This window comes from Methylocystis sp. IM3 (genome assembly GCF_038070105.1).
Lineage (GTDB): Bacteria > Pseudomonadota > Alphaproteobacteria > Rhizobiales > Beijerinckiaceae > Methylocystis.
Genome location: NZ_JBBPBZ010000002.1, coordinates 2,812,834 through 2,832,909 on the forward strand (window position 1 = coordinate 2,812,834; position 20,076 = coordinate 2,832,909).

At 59.2% G+C, this 20,076-nt stretch carries 17 protein-coding genes; 12 read left to right on the forward strand and 5 right to left on the reverse strand.

Going from position 1 to position 20,076, the window contains the following annotated elements; all coding sequences use genetic code 11:
• Positions 1-26: 26 nt before the first annotated feature.
• Positions 27-1,349 (forward strand): ActS/PrrB/RegB family redox-sensitive histidine kinase, encoded by a 1,323-nt coding sequence (locus tag WOC76_RS15650; RefSeq protein WP_341105563.1) that lies wholly within the window; start codon positions 27-29, stop codon positions 1,347-1,349.
• 73 nt (positions 1,350-1,422) lie between these two features.
• Positions 1,423-2,025, forward strand: a complete 603-nt coding sequence (locus WOC76_RS15655; protein WP_341105562.1) for an ActR/PrrA/RegA family redox response regulator transcription factor — start codon at positions 1,423-1,425, stop codon at positions 2,023-2,025.
• Positions 2,026-2,096: 71 nt separating this feature from the next.
• Here the strand turns inward: WOC76_RS15655 and WOC76_RS15660 are convergent, their stop codons facing one another.
• On the reverse strand, positions 2,097-3,506 hold the full coding sequence (locus tag WOC76_RS15660; RefSeq protein ID WP_341105560.1) for an MFS transporter: 1,410 nt from the start codon (positions 3,504-3,506) through the stop codon (positions 2,097-2,099).
• Between the two features lie 266 nt (positions 3,507-3,772).
• On the opposite strand from WOC76_RS15660, the gene WOC76_RS15665 reads away from it, so the two are divergent.
• A complete protein-coding gene (locus tag WOC76_RS15665) occupies positions 3,773-3,982 on the forward strand; it encodes a hypothetical protein (protein WP_341105559.1) in 210 nt (69 codons plus the stop codon).
• Between the two features lie 772 nt (positions 3,983-4,754).
• Complete coding sequence (locus tag WOC76_RS15670) at positions 4,755-7,151, forward strand: TonB-dependent receptor (RefSeq protein ID WP_341105557.1); 2,397 nt, start codon at positions 4,755-4,757, stop codon at positions 7,149-7,151.
• Positions 7,152-7,189: 38 nt separating this feature from the next.
• Here WOC76_RS15670 and WOC76_RS15675 read toward each other — a convergent pair whose 3' ends face one another.
• Positions 7,190-7,402 carry a hypothetical protein gene (locus WOC76_RS15675; RefSeq protein ID WP_341105555.1) on the reverse strand — a complete coding sequence of 71 codons (213 nt, stop codon included), beginning with the start codon at positions 7,400-7,402 and terminating at the stop codon, positions 7,190-7,192.
• Positions 7,403-7,454: 52 nt separating this feature from the next.
• On the opposite strand from WOC76_RS15675, the gene WOC76_RS15680 reads away from it, so the two are divergent.
• Both WOC76_RS15680 and WOC76_RS15685 read left to right on the forward strand, forming a co-directional pair.
• Positions 7,455-7,595 carry a hypothetical protein gene (locus WOC76_RS15680; protein WP_341105554.1) on the forward strand — a complete coding sequence of 47 codons (141 nt, stop codon included), beginning with the start codon at positions 7,455-7,457 and terminating at the stop codon, positions 7,593-7,595.
• Between the two features lie 48 nt (positions 7,596-7,643).
• Positions 7,644-7,802 carry a hypothetical protein gene (locus WOC76_RS15685; RefSeq protein WP_341105553.1) on the forward strand — a complete coding sequence of 53 codons (159 nt, stop codon included), beginning with the start codon at positions 7,644-7,646 and terminating at the stop codon, positions 7,800-7,802.
• A 24-nt stretch (positions 7,803-7,826) separates the two neighbouring features.
• Here WOC76_RS15685 and WOC76_RS15690 read toward each other — a convergent pair whose 3' ends face one another.
• Complete coding sequence (locus WOC76_RS15690; protein ID WP_341105552.1) at positions 7,827-8,486, reverse strand: hypothetical protein; 660 nt, start codon at positions 8,484-8,486, stop codon at positions 7,827-7,829.
• 285 nt (positions 8,487-8,771) lie between these two features.
• Between WOC76_RS15690 and WOC76_RS15695 the strand changes: the two genes are divergently transcribed.
• Positions 8,772-9,107 (forward strand): hypothetical protein, encoded by a 336-nt coding sequence (locus WOC76_RS15695; RefSeq protein WP_341105550.1) that lies wholly within the window; start codon positions 8,772-8,774, stop codon positions 9,105-9,107.
• Between the two features lie 446 nt (positions 9,108-9,553).
• Here WOC76_RS15695 and WOC76_RS15700 read toward each other — a convergent pair whose 3' ends face one another.
• Complete coding sequence (locus WOC76_RS15700) at positions 9,554-10,777, reverse strand: hypothetical protein (RefSeq protein WP_341388946.1); 1,224 nt, start codon at positions 10,775-10,777, stop codon at positions 9,554-9,556.
• Between the two features lie 518 nt (positions 10,778-11,295).
• Between WOC76_RS15700 and WOC76_RS15705 the strand changes: the two genes are divergently transcribed.
• Positions 11,296-12,948 carry a carbohydrate porin gene (locus WOC76_RS15705; protein ID WP_341431487.1) on the forward strand — a complete coding sequence of 551 codons (1,653 nt, stop codon included), beginning with the start codon at positions 11,296-11,298 and terminating at the stop codon, positions 12,946-12,948.
• Positions 12,949-13,163: 215 nt separating this feature from the next.
• Positions 13,164-13,595, forward strand: a complete 432-nt coding sequence (locus WOC76_RS15710) for a DUF1269 domain-containing protein (protein ID WP_341105546.1) — start codon at positions 13,164-13,166, stop codon at positions 13,593-13,595.
• A gap of 240 nt (positions 13,596-13,835) precedes the next feature.
• Here WOC76_RS15710 and WOC76_RS15715 read toward each other — a convergent pair whose 3' ends face one another.
• The gene (locus tag WOC76_RS15715; protein ID WP_341105545.1) at positions 13,836-15,089 is read right to left on the reverse strand and encodes a 3-hydroxyacyl-CoA dehydrogenase NAD-binding domain-containing protein; all 1,254 of its coding nucleotides are present in this window, start codon (positions 15,087-15,089) and stop codon (positions 13,836-13,838) included.
• 439 nt (positions 15,090-15,528) lie between these two features.
• Between WOC76_RS15715 and WOC76_RS15720 the strand changes: the two genes are divergently transcribed.
• From WOC76_RS15720 to WOC76_RS15730, 3 genes are all read left to right on the forward strand, one after another.
• A complete protein-coding gene (locus tag WOC76_RS15720; protein WP_341431488.1) occupies positions 15,529-17,562 on the forward strand; it encodes an oxidoreductase in 2,034 nt (677 codons plus the stop codon).
• 85 nt (positions 17,563-17,647) lie between these two features.
• Entirely contained in the window at positions 17,648-18,499 is an 852-nt protein-coding gene (locus WOC76_RS15725; RefSeq protein WP_341105542.1) for an SDR family NAD(P)-dependent oxidoreductase, read from the forward strand.
• Positions 18,500-18,528: 29 nt separating this feature from the next.
• On the forward strand, positions 18,529-19,398 hold the full coding sequence (locus WOC76_RS15730; protein ID WP_341105540.1) for an acetoacetate decarboxylase family protein: 870 nt from the start codon (positions 18,529-18,531) through the stop codon (positions 19,396-19,398).
• Positions 19,399-20,076: the final 678 nt, after the last annotated feature.

Genomic DNA, 20,076 nt, shown 5'->3' on the forward strand with positions numbered 1-20,076 from the left:
GCCCCGCGACCAAGGGCAGGACAAAAATGAAACCCGACGTTTACGACGAGGACAGCCGCCGCCTTCGCGTCGGCACGCTCATCTTCCTGCGCTGGATCGCGATCGTCGGCCAGAGCCTCGCCTGTCTCTTCGTCTATTTCTTTCTCGAGTTCGATTTCCCGGTCGGTCTCTGCTTCGTCTTCATCGTCGCCTCCGCCACGCTCAATCTCGGCCTGCGCTTCGGCACGTCGGGCACCTTCCGACTCAGTGACCTCGAGGCGGTGGTGCTGCTGTGCTACGATCTCGTGCAGCTCAGCTTTCTTCTCTATCTGACGGGCGGCGTCACCAATCCCTTCGTCATGCTGCTCCTCGCTCCCGTGACGATCTCGGCGGTCTCGCTCCCGCGCAATCTGACGCTCTTCCTCGGCATCGTCATGCTGGTGGCCGCGACCTTCCTGTGCATGGAATTCGAGCCGCTGCCCTGGTACGAGAACGAATCGCTGAAGTTTCCCCTGCTCTATCGCGCGAGCATCTGGGCGTCTCTGGCGCTTTCGGCCGCCTTCATCGCAATCTACGCCGCGCGCGTCTCGGACGAAGGACGTCTGCTCGCCACCGCGCTCGCCGCGACGGAGCTGGTGCTGGAGCGCGAGCAGCATCTCTCGCAGCTCGACGGACTCGCCGCGGCCGCCGCCCATGAACTCGGCACGCCGCTCGCGACGATCACGCTCATCATCCGCGAATTGCAGAAGTCGCAGAAGCACACGGCCGAGGGGTTGAAGGACGACCTCGATCTGCTGGCGCAGGAAACGGGGCGCTGCCGGGAAATCCTCGGCAAGCTCGCCTCGCTCGGCGCCGACCAGGGAACGATGATGAATGTTCTCTCGATCGACACGCTCATCGAGGAAGTGGTTTGCCCGCAACGCGAGTTCGGCGTGAAGCTCGAGATTTCCAAGCGCGCCAACGGCAATGCGGCGCCGCCGGCGCTCGAGCGCAATCCCGGCATCCTCTACGGGCTCGGCAATCTGGTCGAGAATGCGATCGACTTCGCCGATTCGCGCGTGCGCATCGACGCCTGGTGGTCGCGCGATCTCGTGACCATCTCCATCGAAGACGACGGTCCCGGTTTCTCGCCCGCAATTCTCGACAAGCTGGGCGACCCCTATCTTCGCGGACGGCCCACCGAGCGCCGCACCAAAAACGACAGCCAGTCCGGCCTCGGCCTCGGTCTCTTCATCGCCAAGACTCTGCTCGAACGCTCGGGGGCGACGGTTGAGACCTTCAATGTCTCGCCGCCCCGCACGGGCGCCGTGGTCAAGGTGACATGGCCACGCGCGGCGGTCGAAATGCCAATGGCGAAGCTCGCGTCATAGGAAGCATAGAAGCTCGACTGGCGCAGAACCTTGGGCTATTTTTGACTAAAATCACCAAGGGGAGCGCAGGCGGATGAACCCGGAAGAGAACGTGCAATCCGAGGATGCGGCGCAGTCGCACCCGGACTCTCAGACGGCTTCCGCGCTCCCGGAAGACCGCTCGCTCCTGATTCTCGACGACGACAAGCCATTCCTGCATCGACTCGCGCGCGCCATGGAGTCTCGCGGCTTCCTGGTCACGCAATGTGAGACGGTCGCCGAGGGTCTGGAGGCGCTCGCCAGCGCGCCCCCCGCCTTCGCGATCATCGACATGCGGCTCGGCGACGGAAACGGCCTCGATGTCATCCAGAAACTGAAGGAAGCGCGTCCCGACGCGCGCGGCATCATTCTCACCGGCTATGGCAATATCGCCACCGCTGTCACCGCCGTCAAACTCGGCGCCTTCGACTATCTCGCCAAGCCGGCGGACGCGGATGAAATCTATCATGCGCTGATGGCGACGGCGGTCGACCGGCCGGATGCGCAGGAAAATCCGATGTCCGCGGACCGCGTGCGCTGGGAGCACATCCAGCGCGTGTTCGAGTCCTGCGATCGCAATGTCTCCGAGACGGCCCGCCGCCTCAACATGCATCGCCGCACCCTCCAGCGCATTCTCGCCAAGCGCGCGCCGCGCTGAAATCGGCGCCCATCTTTGACGTGGGGTTTCATCCGCGACGCTAAGAGTGATGGAGCGACTTTGCACGCCGGTCACGTCGGCGCCGCTCCCGTCCCGCTGACATTCGCGCCGTCGCGGGCGCGCAAAGTCCAGAAGGCGATCGAAGACACGGCCGTCAAGCAGCCGAGCGTCAAATAGGCTCGATGCAAGGCTGTCGTAATGGCGACGCGGTCGGTTTGCGGCGCGTCGCCGAGAAACCAACCGGCGACGAGCGAACCCGCCGCCAGTCCAAAACTCATCGAAATTTGCTGAAACGAACTTGCAATCGTCGCGGCCATGCTGGAATCGCCTGTCTCGACGTCTGCATAAGCCATGCTGTTGACGCTCGTGAATTGGAGGGAATTGAAAAAGCCCAGCGTCAGGCCGATCGAGACCATGACGAAATAGGAAGTTCTGTCCGAAACCAGCGCATAAAGGCAGATCGTCGCGCCAATCATCAGGGTGTTCGTCACCAGCACGCTCTTGTAGCCAAATCGCGCTAGAATGGGCGCCGAGACGAATTTCATCCCCATGGCGGCGGCCGCCGTCGGCATCATGAGCAGCCCGGACTGCCAGGCCGGCAGCCCCAGGCCAACCTGGAAGAGCAACGGGGTCAGAAACGGCAGGCCGCCGACCCCCAGCCGTGTGATGAAACCGCCGACAATCGACACGCGGAATGTTCGCGTTTGGAAAAGCCTCAGCTGGAGCAAAGGAAAAGGCGTATGGCGGGCATGCAGCCCATAAGCGCCGAGCAGCGCGAGCGCGATGAGAAGAAGCCCCGCCCCTGCCTGGAGATCGATCCGATGCTCCCCGAAAATTTCCAGTAGCCAGGACAAAAGCACGGCGCCAGAGCCAAAAAGCAGGAGACCGATCCAGTCGAACGGGCGGCGCGTTTCTTCGCGGTAGTCGGGCATGTAGCGATACGCCAGCCATTGCGCGACGAGCCCGACCGGCGCGTTGACGAAGAAGATGAAGCGCCAGGAAAGCCAGTTGACGATCAATCCGCCGACGGTCGGGCCGAGCAACGGCCCGATCAGCGCGGGAATGATGACGAAGTTCATGGCGCGCAGAAGCTCCGACTTCTCGAAGGTGCGCACGACGCTCATGCGCCCCACCGGCGTCATCAGCGCCGCCCCCGCGCCCTGAAGGATGCGCGCCGCGACCATCTGGCCCGCGCTCTGCGCCAGACCGCAACAGACCGAGGCGAGCGTGAAGACGGCGATGGCGAGCGTGAAGACCCGCCGCGAACCATAGCGATCGGCAATCCAGCCGCTCACCGGAATGCCCACCGCGAGGCTGAGAATGTAGCTCGCGGCGACGGCCTTTAGGCTCAAGGGCGTGACCTGCAGACTGGCGGCCATTGCCGGAACAGCCGTGTTCACAATGGTCGCGTCGAGCTGCTCCATGAAAAGCGCCGTTGCAACGACCCAGGGCAAGGAACGCTTGATCGCCCTCTCGTCCATACGCTCGGCCTTTTCGCTTGTTCCGGATACGCGCGGATCGAAACGCGAGCCAAGTCCGAACGCGCGGCGGCGAGCCTCGTTCGGTTCATTTTGGTCTTGCTCTCTCATAAGCGCCACGGCGCCGCACGACCGCCTGGCGGCTGGCTGTATGCCTAATGCGGCGATATGCGGGCTTGCGAAGCTTTGCGCTTATATTAGCCTCAATCCGTCGCTTGCGCCGCGAGCGGCGACAAACACACCAAGGAGGCGACAGAAAGGGGAGAGCAATGGCGACGCAGGATTTCATCATCACGGATCAGGCGAGCGTATGGTTGTTCGAGCCCCTTACCGAAGCTGCGCAGCGGTTCGTTCGCGAGAAGCTGAACTTCGATGAGTGGCTGTGGCAGGGTGAACGCTTTGCGGTCGACTACCTCACCGCTGGGGCCTTGACCGAGGACCTTCAGGACGAGGGCTTCGCTGTCGTGACAAAGCACTGACGCCCAACCAAACAGCCGGCGACAAGAACGCGCCTCACGCCATAACCGGCGCGAGGCGTTTTGCTTCGCTCCAGTCCCGCCGGGACTTTGCCGGAAATGTTCCAGAAAAATAAAGCGGGACCAATGAAATAATACAGAAAAGCCGATGTGAGCCAGACAGAAAAATCGTGTCCGCCGGGTCACACTTGCAAGATGGCCCTCTCTATTATGTTTGGAATTAGCTTTTATAATTTGACCGCCTTCATTTGAATCAGGATCATCCATTGCCCTGCTTTCGAAGCGGGACCGTAGAGATTTTCCATGCGCCGCTTGGTTCAAAGGCTTTCATTCGCCCTTTTGGCGCTCGCAATGATTGTTGCGGGCCGGGGCTTTGCCGAACCTTTGGTTTCCGGCCCGGCTGAGGCGCCGCTTTATTGCGCGCCGCTCGGCGGCGTCGCGCATCATGGCGCGCCGGATCATCACAACGGACACGGTAAAGACTGTTCGATCTGCCAGCTTTGCACGCCATCCATGGGGCCCCTCCCGGATGATTGCGCATATGTAAAAGCGCTCCCGGCCGAGCGCGAGCGAAGTCATTGGTTTTTTAGTTCACTGCCGCCATCGGCTTATTGCTCTGCCGAAGGGCGAAGAGCCCGGGCGCCGCCATCCGCAGCGTAAAGCGGCAATCTCCCTTTGCGGTAAGGCTGCGGCGAGTCGCCGTGCATCCAAGGTTTTCATCGCGCCGCCCTCGCGGGAGGCCCGCGTTCCCACCCGTTTGAAACGAGCAAAATTTATGCGCATCCGCCATCTTGCGACGGGCGTGGGCGTCCTCGCCTTTACGCTTGCCGTCAGCCCCTCCAACGCTCAGCAACGCCTCCCCACCATTGACATCGGAGGCGCGAGGCACCGCGTCTCCAACAAGGCGGTGGGAGGGGCTCGCGCCGCGAGAGCTGCGCCGGCCGCGACAACGGCGGGAGAAGCCTCACCGGCGCCTGTCGGATCCGTGCAGGCGAGCGGGCCTTTGACGCAGCCGAAGGCGCCCGACACGGCGTCGAGCACGAGAACCTTCACGGGCGCACAAGTCAACGCCGTTCCCTTTGCGCAACCGGCCGAGGCGCTCGAAATCACGCCCGGCCTCGTCGTGACGCAGCACAGCGGCGCGGGCAAAGCCAACCAGTATTTTCTCCGAGGCTTCGCACTCGATCACGGCAACGATCTCGCGCTCTGGCTCGACGGCATGCCCCTCAATATGCCCTCGCATGTGCACGGCCAGGGATACGCCGACGCAAACATGCTGATCCCTGAGCTGTTGAGCGGGGTAGAGGTTCGCAAGGGACCTTACTTCGCGGATGGCGGCGCCTTTGCGTCCGCCGGTCAGATCAACATGCAATATGTGGACAGCCTCAAGGGCGGTCTTCTTCTGGGCTCAGCGGGCGCCTTTGGCTGGGTGCGGACGCTCGGCGCCCGATCGTGGGACGTTGCAGGCGGCACGCTCATCGCCGCGCTCGAACTCAATCACTACAACGGGCCTTGGATCAGACCAGACGACGCCAAGAAGATAAACGGGTTCATGCGCTGGAGCCGAGGCACGCAAGAGAACGGCGCCTCCATCACCGCCATGGCCTATTCGAACCATTGGTGGGCTACCGACCAGATTCCGGCGCGCGCCGTGCAGCAGGGCCTCCTCTCGCGCTGGGGCACGGAAGACCCCTCCGACGGCGGCAACGCCGCGCGCTACAGCCTTTCGGCGCGCTGGAGCCAGGCGGACACGAACAGCGCCTCCCGCGTTGAAGGCTTCATTATCCGCAACGACCTCAATCTCTACAACAATTACACTTTCTTTCTGGATAATCCGATCACAGGCGATCAGGCCCATCAATACGACCATCGCTCGATCTTCGGGCTGAACGCCAAGCACGCGCTGCTTTACGACCTGCTCGGTCATCCTGCCGAAACGCGCGTCGGATTGCAGGGCCGCTACGATCTTATTCGAAACGGTTTCGGCGACTCCATCTTCCGGCAAACCTACGACTCGATCCAGGATAACTACATCAAGGAAGGTAGCATCGGGCTCTGGACCGATACGACGGTGCGATGGACGCCCTGGTTCCGCACGACGCTGGGCGCGCGCTTCGATTATTGGAACGCAACCGTAAAAAATCCACAGAATCCCTGGGTCACGCCGCTCGTTTTGGACGATGACGGCAATTTCAACGGCTTCGCCTACACAGGGACGTTCAACACAGGCACGAGAGCGCAGACCATGGGCAGCCCCAAGGCCGGCCTCGTCCTCGGCCCCTTCAACAACACGGAGTTCTTCCTCAACTTCGGCGAGGGTCTGCAAAGCAGCGACGCCCGTGGAACGGTCGCCTATCTCAACCCCGCCGACGGCTCTCGCTTTACAGACACCGGGCTCATCCTCCCCGTCCCGCTGCTGGTCAAAACCCGCGGCGCAGAGACTGGCGTTCGCAGCAAGGCGATCCTCGACGGTCTGGATCAGAGCCTGTCGCTGTGGTGGCAGGATTTCGACGCGGAGAATCTTTTCGAGGGCGACAGCGGCACGACGGTCTTCGGGCGGCCCAGCCGGCGCTATGGATTCGAACTGACGAACAAATATACGCCGACGAGCTGGGCGCTCTTCGAAGGCGACGTTTCTGCGACCCATGCCCGTTTCAGAGGCTCCGACCTGGTTCAGGCCGCCGCTTACCAGAGCATTCTGACGACCGGCCTCAACGATCCCTTGTACCCGTTGAATGTTCCTGGGAATTCGCCGGGCAATTATCTGATCAATGCGCCGACTGTCGTGGCGACCGGCACAGTCGAGATCGGCGAAGCCCTGGGCTGGTTCGGCGCGCTGAAATATCGCTATTTCGGACCGCGACCATTGACGGAGGATGGCCAGATCAGGTCGATCGGGGCCGGCACGCTGAACGCACGCGTCGGCTACCGCTTCGACGGCGGGTGGAAGTTCCAGATTGACGCCTTCAACGTCACCAACAATCGCGGCGACGCCATTTCATATGGCTACGGGTCGTTTGCCCGGTCGGATTTCTTGGGCTTTCCGGGCTACCCCGGCGGCAGCGTCGGCATCATGGACCGACACTTCAAACCGCTCGACCCGCCGTCTGTACGCGTGACGCTGAGCGGACCCATGGCTGTTCTGGAGAGCGCGCTGTTGAGGCCGTTCTGATGGACCGGAAACGAAGCTCGGGCGCAGAACGCCTGACGTCAGCGACAGGCCCAAACCCAGCCGCGTCCTGGATCCCACTCCCAACAGACGTTGTGAGCGTGCCGGCCTTTCTGTTGGCTCCAATCCCGATGCATATGCCGGTAATGGCCGCCCACGTCCTGTTCATCGCCCTGGCTGCGGTAAGTCTGCGCCATTGCCTGAGGGCTCGACGCGAGCGGTAGCGCCACGATGAGAAACATGATCTTGCGCATGGCTTCCTCCCCCACTCAGCCGCCCATGTCATTTGGGAGGGCTTTTTGATCCGTGAAGTGGAAGACCGCCTGGCGCAGCCCGATCGGCAATTTCTCAGCCGCCGCCCAACCAAAGGACGATCGCGAGCGCCGCGACGAGCACAGACAGCATGATGGCGTAACTGATTTCGCTTCGAATGATCATCTTGAATGATCGCATATGAGGACGCGGCTTTGAAGGCCGATGATCCAGATAGCGGCGATGGCGGCCAAGTTTGGGGAGCGCGCCCTGGCGCGCCATCAAAAGGATGGGCCAGCATGGCTGGAGAACGGCTCCTCGCGACTCACGGCGGTCTCCAACCGCACCGGAGAGATCGGGCTGGCGTCGATCAAACAGCTGCGGCGGGAGCATTGCCGGTGATCAGCAATGACGCCACGGCTCCATTCATCGCGGATAAATCGACGCTCTATTTCTTGTCGAGCCAAACTGTGGCCATGCGCTATCCGTCGACGCACAAACCAGACCAATCCGATCAATGAAAAGGCCAGACCGTCCATAGACGCCCTTGGCGACTTGTCCATTTGGGCATAGCCGCATGTAGTCCTGCATGCCTGCCGACTCCTGAAACAAAGGGGGCGCGGGACCCAATGTGCCGAAGCTGGCGTCCGCAAAGCCGGCAACGAACTGCGCACGGATCGGCGGATTGAAATAATCACATCGCAGCGCCAGCATCTGCGCCAGACGATTGTCAGAGGCCAAAGTGCTGACGCTCATTCCGACGACAACGTATCCACTATTGTAATTGCACACACCCTGCTGGGAAGCGCCTCCGTTGGAAAGGCCGATCTGAGGCGGATATACGCCGGGTCGTCCCAATCTGCTGGTGAAACGGTCCCACCGTACGCATACAAGCCGCAAGTGATCGATGAAGGCGCCAACGTGGCCGTCAAATCCAGCCAGAAAACTGTTGCCTGGACATACGGCGCGGAACGGCGACCCTCCATTGCCGCCGAACGTGGGAAGATCAGTTGCTTCCGCGGCGCGGGGTGGATTGATAAAAGCAGAAGCAATAGCTAATGCACAAACCAGTCGTGAAGACGCCATAGTCGCCTCCGTAAAATACAGCCAAGGTTAGGATCAATACACAACTTGATACATTCTAGACAATGTCTCAGAGGCAGTCTAGCAATTAATGTTGTGCAACTGCTTACAGAAGCTCGGACATATAAAGCCGACCTCAACTAAAAGGTCGCACAAACTTCGGAATTGAAACAAGAAAATTTGGCGACCGGCCGAAGAATTCGCCCCCCGCTTGCCCGCGCTTCTCATCAACGTGACGCTTCGCTGTAATATGTCGTTGAAGCAGAGCAGACCACCGCACGGCTTGATGTGCTGACCGACGCCATGCTGTCCGGTCCTGCATGGTGGCAAGCGTTACGACAGCGACGCTATTCGTCGCAGGCTCGAAAATGTCGCTGCAAAGTCGAGCATTCCGTCAAAAAGCTTGCTGTGGGGCTGACACAGGACTCGATCACCCTCTCGACGCGCGTGACGATCGAGGTCCGCCCTGCCAATTTCCGCACGGTTCGCAGTGGGACTGTGATTGCTGCGATTTGCGACGAGGTTGCCTATTGGCGATCCGACAGCCTTGCGAACCCCGACAGAGAAATTCTCGCGGCTCTTCAGCCTGCGCTCGCGAACGCGCGGCATGATTGCCACCATTAGTTAGCCGTATGCGCCCAAGGGTGAAGTGTGGGTCGTCTACAAGCAGCACTACGGCGAATTCGGCGACGCTTCGGTCCTTGTTAGGCAGCGGACAACAAGACCATCTTGGCTTGCTACGCATGCTTTTGCGCAGCATTGCGGTCTTTGACGATAGCCTGCAGACGCTTGCTATCAGCGGCCGAAACCTTGATGAAAATTCCCGTGCGCATGCGCCAGACTCGCACGCAAATCAGAAACAGGGAATCCGAAACAGCACTTCAAGCGTCAGATTTTGTCACTCGTGTGAGGGGTTCCGCTCAGCATTATTACGCTTGGGATAAGTGCCAGGGTTTACTTTTTGCATGCGGCGAAGATTCAACTCGATAACCCCAGTGCATTAGAAATCCCTGCGCGATATTCCGGCGGCCGGTTCGACGGCGAATAGCCTGGGCTCAAGAATATATGTGTTACGCCTGAGCCAACTGGGCTTCTGCAACACGGCGGGACTGATGTCGTTCGACGCGCATCAGAAGCACTGTTCGCGCAAAATATAGAAAGCCGGTAACCATGAGAATCCCGGCCGCTGCCAACGACAGCAATGGATGACCAAAAACAGATGGCCATACGATTTTAGCTAGGAAACTCAGGCCAAGCAACAACATAAGGAAGCTAGTAACTGTCTGAATTGCGTGCACGCGCCGCAACTCAGAGGCCACGACAGAGCGCTCCGCTTCTGCTCCAGAGCGGAATCCAGCCGCAAGCCCAATCGCTCCACTAATCAAGTTCGCGATCGCAAATAAAGCTGAAAGGACGCCGGTGAGTGCGCCGGGGAATGTTGCTGAGACGGCCCCTAATCCCGCGAGAACTACTCCTATTATTAGCACACTGCCAGACTGCTTGGCGTCCGGATGTCTTGCGTCCCTCGTCGACATAATCTGAACAGCGACGACGGTGAGTATCGTCGCTATTTGGCCGTCTGGGGAAAATGGCAGCAACCCTACCGACACCAATGAAAGAAGAAATCCTAGACATAGGAAGAACGTTCCCATGAGAAAACTGAACGCCTGAGAGTTTGAGAGAGTTGCTTGCCTGACCCAACCAAAGTCGCCAGTTGCGGTTTCTCTACCTTCATCCATCGGATAGAGCCGATCGACCTGTTCCAGGCAGTGGGCGACGTAAAAGAGACTCATGGTAAAAAGAAGAAGGAGGATCGCTGTTGTCGTCGGAGCTAAGATCCCCAAGAGTGTCAAGGCTCCCAGAATTGCGGTCAAAGCGTAGACGATCGAGCAGGCAATTGTGAGCGAGATTAGGACCCCCCCAATTGAAAGCCAATTCCTGGCGGCGGCCCTATCCACGAATAGCCCGACGAGACGGACCGATCCCCCGATAAAGAGAATCGCCCCAACGACTCTCCGCACGAAATCTGGATTGGCCGGCACCCAGGCAACGTACATTCCATAGGCCGCCACAAGAAAACTTAAAGTTATCAGGCTCCAGGAGCGTCGCAGATCCCCAAACGGGGTTTTGCCTAAAGTCAATGAATGGGTGGCGGAAACTACAATAAAAAGCCCATATGCACTTTGCGGAGGCCATGAACTCGTGGAAAAAATGCGCGCCCCCAGAACGAGACTGAAGATTCCCAGAACGAGCAGTATAGCGACGTCTACTGAAACGTCTGATTCCTGTTGCATTTTTTGGCCTCAAAAAAAGCGCCGGCTAGCAGCTACTTTACCTGTGTATGGTAACGGTTCTTCCATCTCGAAATTATAAGTAAGGCTATGCGTGTTCTCATAAAAGACAAGCGCCGCGCCGCCGCGTGCGTGTGCGGCGAAAACACGCACCGACACATCTACTCCCAGTCGAAGCATGCGTCGGCTTCAATGTGGCTCTTTTTCCGGAACCCTTGCTCTTCAGACGGTTGAGTACGCTTCTTTTTAAGCAAGTTTTTCCCTACGTTTGAGCCGCACCTTGTTGCATCTCCGACACACCTCCGCCCGTTGTCCTTCCTCCCAGATTTCTGGGGACTTTGGGGGTCCATTGAAAACCGGCTAAGGATATTAGCGGCTTAGGCGGTTTGAAACGTTCGCATCGTTGCATCTGCCTAGATGCGTGATGAGAACTTACGCAACCAGCGCCCTTTACTAGCCTTGAAGCTTATGAAAATGATTGTCGGATTACTGATTTTGCGCGTAGCATTTGAGGCAACCCGATGGGCATTTCGATTCCTCTGCGCGCCTTGCAAAGCGTGAAACCAAGAGGCGCATTACAAACGTTATCGCGCTTTGTGATCTCTGCATTTGTCATCGCTCCGTATTTGGGGCTGAATGGTTCAAGTGCATTTGCCGAGGAGGCGAATGCGGGTCAGGACTCCCAAGAGCGAGGCGCCGTTGTTGACTCCTCAGCGCCGACGAGCCCGCCGCATGAGAGCTGCAGGTGGTTCCTTGATCCCAAGACTTTCCATGAACCACAACCAGGTTGCCAGCCCGCATCTGGCGGCAAGCACGCTGGCGGCGCACAAAGGACTGAGGAAGCCGCGCTGCCAAAGCCGGCACTTAACGTCCCTGCCAATCTGAATACGATTTCTGGCCTTGTATCGTCCGGCGTTCTGCAGAAGTCCCTCGGATTACCCGCCGACGCGCCGCTTCAAATTGGTGGAATAGCTAGTTTTATCGGCAACAGGCTTACATCAGGGGGGCTCAAGCCGAATACGAGTTCCGGCGAGCGGGTGTTTGGTTTCAACGCCGCGCTCGACATGGAACGGCTCTTCCCGTTCGCCCCGATCCCCGGAGGAGAGCTTTTCAGCTCGATGATTCAATACGAAGGCGGCAAAGCTTCGCAATACGCGGGCTCAATCCAGGGGTACGATTCCGTCAATGCTTGGAGCGAGAAATACGGACGACATCGTCTCGAGCTTTACGAGGTTTACTGGCGGCAGAGGCTGCTCGACGACAGACTAATTATCAAGGTCGGCAAGATCATGGGCGCCGCGGAATTCGCCCAGCCGAACTATCCTCCTACGATCCCCCAAGATCCAAGCAGGATGGCATGGACGATCAGTGATCTCTTCTTTGTCCCAGTTGGCTACCTCCCGATCTTCCAGGGCAAGCTCCCCACATATGCGAACACGGCCTGGGGCGCGATCGTGACGGTCCAGCCCACGCCCGCCATTTATGCAAAGTACGGCTTCTTCGACGGAAATGGCATCCGCTACGAGACGGGTCCTAGAATTGGTCCGAACCTCAACGAGAACACCTTTCAAATCGCCGAGGCCAGCCTCTCCTGGGAGCTCGGCGAGGAACGAAAGGCGGGGCGCATTTCGGGGGGCTTCTGGAAGCAATCGGGATTAATGGCTACGGGCATGCTGGACCCAATTAAAGGAGGGGTCCTGTTGGAGCACGGCGCCAGGGGATTTTTTGCGGTCGCTAACCAACGGCTTTGGTATCTTAACGACACGGATCCGAGAGGCCTCGTCGGCTGGGCGAATTTTGGATATTCCCCGTCTCAGACCAGCGCGGTGCAACACTATCTCGGAGGCGGCGTCACGGCGCTCGGTCTCGTCCCGATCAGGCCCCAGGACACGATCAGTTTCGGCTTCGCCTGGAGCCGACTGAACCAAGGTGCGATTGCCGGTACGGTTTTCGCCTCACCCCTCCCTGCTCCGTGGGGTTGGCCGATTTCTCCTTATGTATCGCAGACGCGCCTGAATTCGACGGAGCGGATGTACCAGATCACCTACCGGTTCGTTCTGATCCCAGGAAAGATCGTATTCGACGCCGGTTACACGGCCATTCCAAATCCGGGCTACCGCCCGAACATTCCTTGGGCGAACGCCGTCACGCTCAGGTCATTTGTGGTCTTCTGACACAGTAGCACTCAGAGGCGCGACCTTCTTCGCGGAGTTTCGTCTAAATTCCTGCCATCCTCTTGGAACGCCTCCGCTAGGCATTAATCCGTATCAGGAACTGCCCGGAGATCCCTCTAGCAGGCAGGTTGGCGCCAGTCGTCTGTTGGTGTCTTCAAGTTTCGCGTATCATCGCATCCCTACATGCTAGCAACAAAGGACGTTAAAGAAACTTCTTGGTAATTCGTTTCGCCACGGAAGAACAGGCGGAAGGCGTTCGCGATAAAATGCTACAACTCCCCGGCGAACACGCCATAACTCTGTCAGACGCGCTGATCGTCGCCAAAAGATCTGATGGCACACTGAAACTTATTCACTTGTTTGAACCTGGGAGAATGTGGCATTTGTTGACATCTGTGATGGGCTACCCAGCTCCAAACTGGTTCACTCAGCTCTCCGTAGCATGGCAGAATGTCGAGTTTGACGAGAACGCTTTGAATCAAGTTATCACCGAGCTTCCAGCAGGAAGCGCGGTTATCTTCGTCCTGGTCAAGCAAACAAAGCTCGACAAGTTCCTTCCGATCCTTAGAGGCACGGGTGGGTCGTTGGTCGCGAGCTCATTCAGCAAACCAGACGACAACACAATCCGGGTGGATCTCGCGGGATAACCTTCGCATCCAACAGAGCGCGTGCGAGTTGACGCTGGCGACGCTGCCCTTCGACCTGAGAAGAGAATCTCAGGTCTGCCGTCTTTCGCCAGCGCCCCCATTGAGCGGCTTGAGATAAAACGCCGCCCCCACTCCGAGCGAGACGCGGTGCGAACGGAAGCCTTGGCTCGCACCTCGACGACCGCGGCGAAATGGCGCGGTAGTTGGAAAACACGCCGCGCCTTGCGCCTTGTCGGCTTCTCAATCGCCGGTCAAGAAATCCGGTCGGGAGAAAGCCGGATTAGGATAGGTATAGAACCCGCGCCCGCTCTTCTTGCCCAGCAGCCCCTTGTCGACAAAGTCTTTTTTCAGCCAGCGAGCGATGGCCTGGTCTTCCGACTCGCCGGTCATCTCGGCTTTGGCTTGAAGATCCCGCTGGAGGGAATCGAGGCCGTCGCGGTCGAAAAGCCCAAAGCAGCCCATCGGCATGTTAAAGAAGATCATCACCGCGCGATCAGTGTCTTCAACGGACGCTATGCCGCGGTTGACGACCTTGAGAGCGACTTCTTTCATAGGCGTTATCAACGCATCTGCGACACCGCGAAGGCGCTCCTTATCGAAATCCAGAAATCCAGGCTGCTTAAAAGCTGGGTTCGGATAGGTGTAAAATCCCTTTCCGCTCTTTTTGCCGAGCAGCCCTTTGTCGACGTATTCCCTCTTGAGCCAGTCTGCGGCGGCGCGAGAGAGCGAATCGCCGGCTTGGGCCGCATTTTCCATTTGGTGTAATATGAAATCCAAGGCGTCGAAATCGAAAATTCCGAATGGTCCCATCCTCATTCCCAGGATGCCCATTGCTGCGCGATCGACGTCTTCAAACGCGACGCCCCGCTGTAGAACAAGCCTGTTTGCCGCGCCGCTAAACGCCCCCATGAAGTTGTTGCCGACGTAGCCGGGGAATTCGGTCTTAAAGACCATGGGGGCTTGGCCGATCTTCTTGGCAAAGACCCGAAGCAATTCAATCGTTTCGTGACTCGTTCCAGGGTGTGGCATGATGTCCAAAAGCCTCGCCATCCACACGTTATAGAAGTGCATTGCGGCGAAGCGATCAGGCCGACCGGTGACGCTCGCATAGAGAGACGGGGCTAATGTGGACGTGTTGGTGGTGAAGATCGTACGGGGCGGACAAATCTGCGCAAATTGCGCGAACACCTTCGTCTTCACCTCGGGATCTTCGGGAACGGACTCGCTTACAAGATCGGCGTTCGCGGCATCTTGCGGATTGTTCGTGAAACGGATGCGGGAGAGGGCGGCCGCCGAACGATCCGCGGTTAGCCATTTTTCTTCTACTGCCTCGGCAGCATCCTTCCGCAATTGTTCGGCAGCCTTTTGCAAAGCCTCCGGCGAGATATCATAGACGGTTACTTGATAGCCATCCGAGGCGCAACGCAGCGCGATTTGTCGCCCCATCGTGCCGGAGCCAATGACAAATACGTGACGAATATCATCGATGTTCATGACGCTCTCCGATTTCTCCCAGTTAGTAGGCTGTGCGGGCTCTCAAATGGCTTCGACTCTGTGTTGCAGAGGGTCGCCAACTCTGCTGTCTGCCAAAAAAAGCGATCGTGTCGACGAGAGTTGCAGGCGCGCCGCGACAAAAAAGCGGCGGGAGCAAAAAGCGAGACGGGCAGCGAACGACTTGCAAAAGTGAGAAGCACTTTGATGCAACGGAGCCGCGCTTTACTATGCGGCGAAAGGTCGCTGTTTCTCGTTTCTTTTCGTATAGGGCTGCAGCGCGTGGCACCATAACTTATATTTTTAGGTGCAGAACCCGGTCAGACGGTAATGGCTAAAGAAGACTCAATTCAGCGGACATCTGCAGTAGGAGTCGCCATGCTTGATTTTACAGTAGGTTAATCCCACGAGTGCTTTCTTTCAGTTCATGTGAGGAAGAGAAATGTATGAAAAGCTCTTCAGCCCGGTGCGCATCGGGCGCCTTGAAATCAAGAACCGCGTTGCGATGACAGCTATGGGCGTCGAGCTCGCAGCTAGGGGCGGAGGCGTTAATGACGACATTATTGCCTTCTATGAGGCGCGCGCGCGCGGCGGCGTCGGACTGATCATCAGTGGCGTCTGCCGCGTCATGGATGGAGCGGGCGCGAGCGAGTGTTGCCAGCTCGCCGCAAGGGGCCGTGATGATGTCGTCGGGCTCGCGAGGCTGATGGACACGGTGCACAAATACGGCGCCAAGATGTTCCTGCAGCTCCAGCATCCTGGTCGCGCGTTAGGAAGCGAGCAGGCTGTCTCCGCTTCAGCGGTTGAGCGCATCGGCGGTGGTCCAGCGCCCCGCGCTCTTACGATCCCCGAGATCGAGAAAATCAGACAAGCCTTCGTGATTGGCGCAATGGTCGCACAACAAGCCGGGGCTGACGGCGTCGAGCTGCATGGCGCTCACGGCTATTTGATCAATTGCTTTCTGTCGCCTTACCTCAACCGGCGCGAGGATAGCTACGGCGGCAATTTCGAGAATCGCATGCGATTTTTGCTCGAGATTGTCTCGGGCATACGTGATGCCTGCGGCAAGAACTTTCCCCTCGGCGTGCGTCTGTCGGCTGAGGAGTTCGTTGGAGACAAGGGGAATGACCTCGCCGCGAGTTGCCGCATCGCCGTGGCGCTGGAAAGGGCCGGGGTCGACTTTCTCGACATTAGCAGCGCGATCGGCGAAAGCGTCTCCGGCGCCCTGGCCTGCATCGAGCCGGGCACGTTTGATCAGGGCTGGAAGAAATATATGGCCGCCGAGATCAAGAAGCATGTGCAGGTCCCGGTGATCGCAGTCGCGAATATCAAGGAGCCGGATGTAGCGGAGGCGATTCTTCAAGAGGGATGCTGCGATCTCGTGGGCATCGCGCGCGGGCATCTCGCCGATCCCGCTTGGTGTCGCAAGGCGAAGGCCGGAAGGGCCGAGACGATCACGAAGTGTATCGGCTGCCTCGTATGCTTCGAGGAGATCGTAGCGCCTCGGCACGTCAAGTGCTCGGTCAATCCGACGACGGGGCGGGAGCGCGAGTTTGCCGAGCCCAATCGCAATGGTGCGGATCGAAAGGTGGCGGTAATCGGCGGAGGCCCCGCAGGGCTCACGGCGGCCATGGTCCTGCATGAGCGGGGTTTTCATCCCGTGATCTTCGATTCAGCGCGCCGCCTCGGCGGGGCGCTCAACGTCGCAGACAAGGCGCCCGGCCGCGAGAAGATCACGCGCTTCGTCGACTCGATGATCGCGCAGGCCGAAGAGAAGAGGCTGGAGTTGCGCCTCGGCGAAGAAGCGACCATCGAGCAAGTTCAGGCGCTTTCTCCTTGCGGCGTATTCATCGCCTGCGGCGCCCAACCCTTCCTGCCGGCGGTCCCGGGCCTCGATGGGAAGAACGTCTTTACCGCCGAGAGTGTGCTGCTGGGACAAGCCGACATGAGAGGTAACGTCGTGGTTGTCGGTGCGGGAGAGACGGGAGATGCGGTCAAAGACATTTCTGCGCCCGCCGCCAAAGCCGATTTCTTGCCCGCAGAGGTCACCGGCGATTGTCTCGTCGTCGGTTCGGGCATGACCGGCCTCGAGACGGCGGAGGCGGTGCTGATGGCCGGCCATAAAACGACCGTCGCGGACATGCTTCCACAGGTCGGCGCGGGTACCTATTTGCCAAACATTCTCGATCTGAAACAGCGCATGGAGCCGTTTAAGCCGACCTATTTGACGAGTCACAAGCTTTTGGAGATCACGCCTGAAGGCGTGGAGCTTCAGTCGCTGGTGAGCGGAGCGTCTGTTTTCGTGCCGGCGGACACCGTAATTCTCGCCATGGGCGTGCGGCCGCGTCAGGACGTCGTCGATCGCTTCAAGGCGGCTTTTCCTGACGCGCGCGTGATTGGCGACGCGGTGCGCGGTGGAAGGATCGTCGATTCGACGCAGGATGCCTACGGCCAGGCGTTCGTATTCGAGCCCTGAGCTGCTGAGGAGAAGACAGGAGGGTTGAGGCGCGTTCTCAGAGACATCGTCAGCACGCAAATCATTTCACAAAGTTCGGGTCATAGTGATTTCGAAGAAGGAAACACCCATGAGCACTCCGAGTGACTATTACAAAGACAAAGTCGCAGTCGTAACCGGCGCGGCGTCCGGCATCGGCTTGGCCCTTGTGGAGACAATGCTCTCCTATGGCGCCAAGAAAGTGATCATGGCCGACTTCAATGACGAGAATCTCAATCGCGAAGCGGCTCGATTAAAGTTGGCTTACCCTGACAAGGTTCTGGGGCTGCACTGCAATGTGACGAAGGAAGATGACGTCCGCCAAATGATCCATAAGGCCGAAGAGTTCGGCGGGCGGATCGACCTGCTATTCAACAATGCGGGCGCCGGTCTAGCCGGGGCGTTCGATCAGCTCACCAATGACGACTGGGCCAAGGCCTTCGCGCTCAATTTCTACGGTGCGCTCTATGGCGTCCGCGCCGTGCTGCCGATCCTGCGCAAGCAAGGCGGCGGCCACATCGTCAATATTATTTCGGGCATCGCCTTCTATCCGATGCCAGAACAAACAATGTATGCCGCCACCAAGGCGGCGCTGAACGGCATGACGCTCGCCCTGCGCGCCGAGCTCTGGGATGAAGCCATTCGCGTCACCTCCGCGACGCCGGGCACGACTGCCACGGCGATCTTCCAGGGCAAAGCGATGCCTCCCACGGCCCAGACTCCGGAACTGTCTGCGCAGGCGATCCTGGCCGGCGTGGCGAAGAACGAGCGGCTCGTAATCGGAGACAGGCTAGCGCTTGGCGAAAAAGGGGACGCTGTTAGCGCAAGATACGGCCTCAATCCCGATTTTTCGGACATGTGGGACAAAATCCTGGCCGAGGCGGCCCGAAAGCGCCGCGCTGGCGAGGTGGCTCTCTGACAAACAAAAAATTAGAGGGAGAAAGCATTATGAAAAACGGCAGTTTCTTCGTCCCGACAGAGCAGCTCGCAGGGTTTATGAAAAACCCGGAAATGAAAAATTGCGAGGGCCTTCTCCTGTCTTGGGAGACCGACCCGGCCGTTGCGCGCCGGATCCTACCCCCACCGCTTGAGCTGATCGACCCGCAGCACCCAGTCGTATCCGCCTATGTGGTTAACATTCGCGAGCCCACATTCGCCCCATGGTACATGGAAGCCTGCATCGGGCTGCTATGCCGCTATCGTGAGATACCCGGCATCACACTACTCAATCTCCAGCTCAGCGGTCCAGGGGCGCTAATGGGGTTGTGCACAGGGCGCGAGGGTTCCGGCCTGCCAAAGAAATTATGCGAGCGGATCATCGTCGAACGCACCGACGATTACGCCCGCGCCTTCGTCGAAGCCAAGGGCAGACGCATCTTCGATGTCGAGGTCGAGCTCAATCCGCCAGGGATGCCAGAACTCGCAAAGGCAGCGAAGGCAAAGCGAGGTGCGAAAGAGAGAGGGAGTTGCTTTGTATTTACCACCGAGCTGAGGGTGGGCAGCGTCCCGGCGGACGGCATCATGCTTTCGAGGGCGCGTCTGCTGAATTACGACAACGTGAACGCTTTTGAAGTCTGTGAGCCCGGTGCGATCAAATCGATCGCCATGGAACCCTCCCTTGACGACCCCTGGGCTGAGCTCTCGGTCGTAAAGCCACTGTATGGCGCGTGGAGCGTGTACTCTAACCCCATCCTGGGCACTTCTGTTCTCGCCGAATTCCAAGACGCCGAGGCCAACAAGCTGTTCCCCTACCTGTTCGCGGGCCGTTTTGACCGCTCCACAATCTGTCCGGGTCACCAACGCTACGGACAGTTCTAAGAGCGCCGGTTTCGGTCGTTGCGGATCGTCGCGACGGCCGCGAACAAAAGCTGCCCCGACGAGAGAAGACATCCGCCAGCGGTCCGCGGGATCGATGGCGCCGTCCTCTCTCGTCGGCTCTCGCCGTCGGCTTGCCTCGGGGCGCTCCCCGTGACGCCAGTCGGAAAAACGCTTCAAATGGGAGCAGCTTCCTGCGTAGCCGCTATTCGTTGCGTTCTGACATAGAGCCAGCCTATTTCCCCTGCCGCTGTCGCCCTCTGGCCGCCGCTAGGGGGGAGTCGTCACGTGCCAGCTACATCAGCCCGAGTGGATCGCACGCGCCGCTGATGGGCCTCCGCAGAGGCGGACTTGGCGCCCCCGGCGCGTGAGTGTTGGGCCTTCATTGCAGGGAAAAAGTCTCCGAGCCGAGCACGCGCCGTCCATGGCCTTGGCCCATGCTCACTGACGTCTGGTTGGGGGTTTCGTCAGGCTCCGCCGGTCCCTTCACCGCCGCGATGCCGCTAGTGCATGCTTACGCTAGCCACTGCAAGCGCTTCAACCTTACCATCGCAATTTATCCAGAGCGAGAGACTCAATTAAGCCTCCGCGCCGATGCGGCTGGTTCAGGACGAAGGCCCTTTCGTGCCTCCAGTTGGGTCGAGAGCGGGCGGGCGGCTTTAAGGGTGGGGCCTCTTCGCC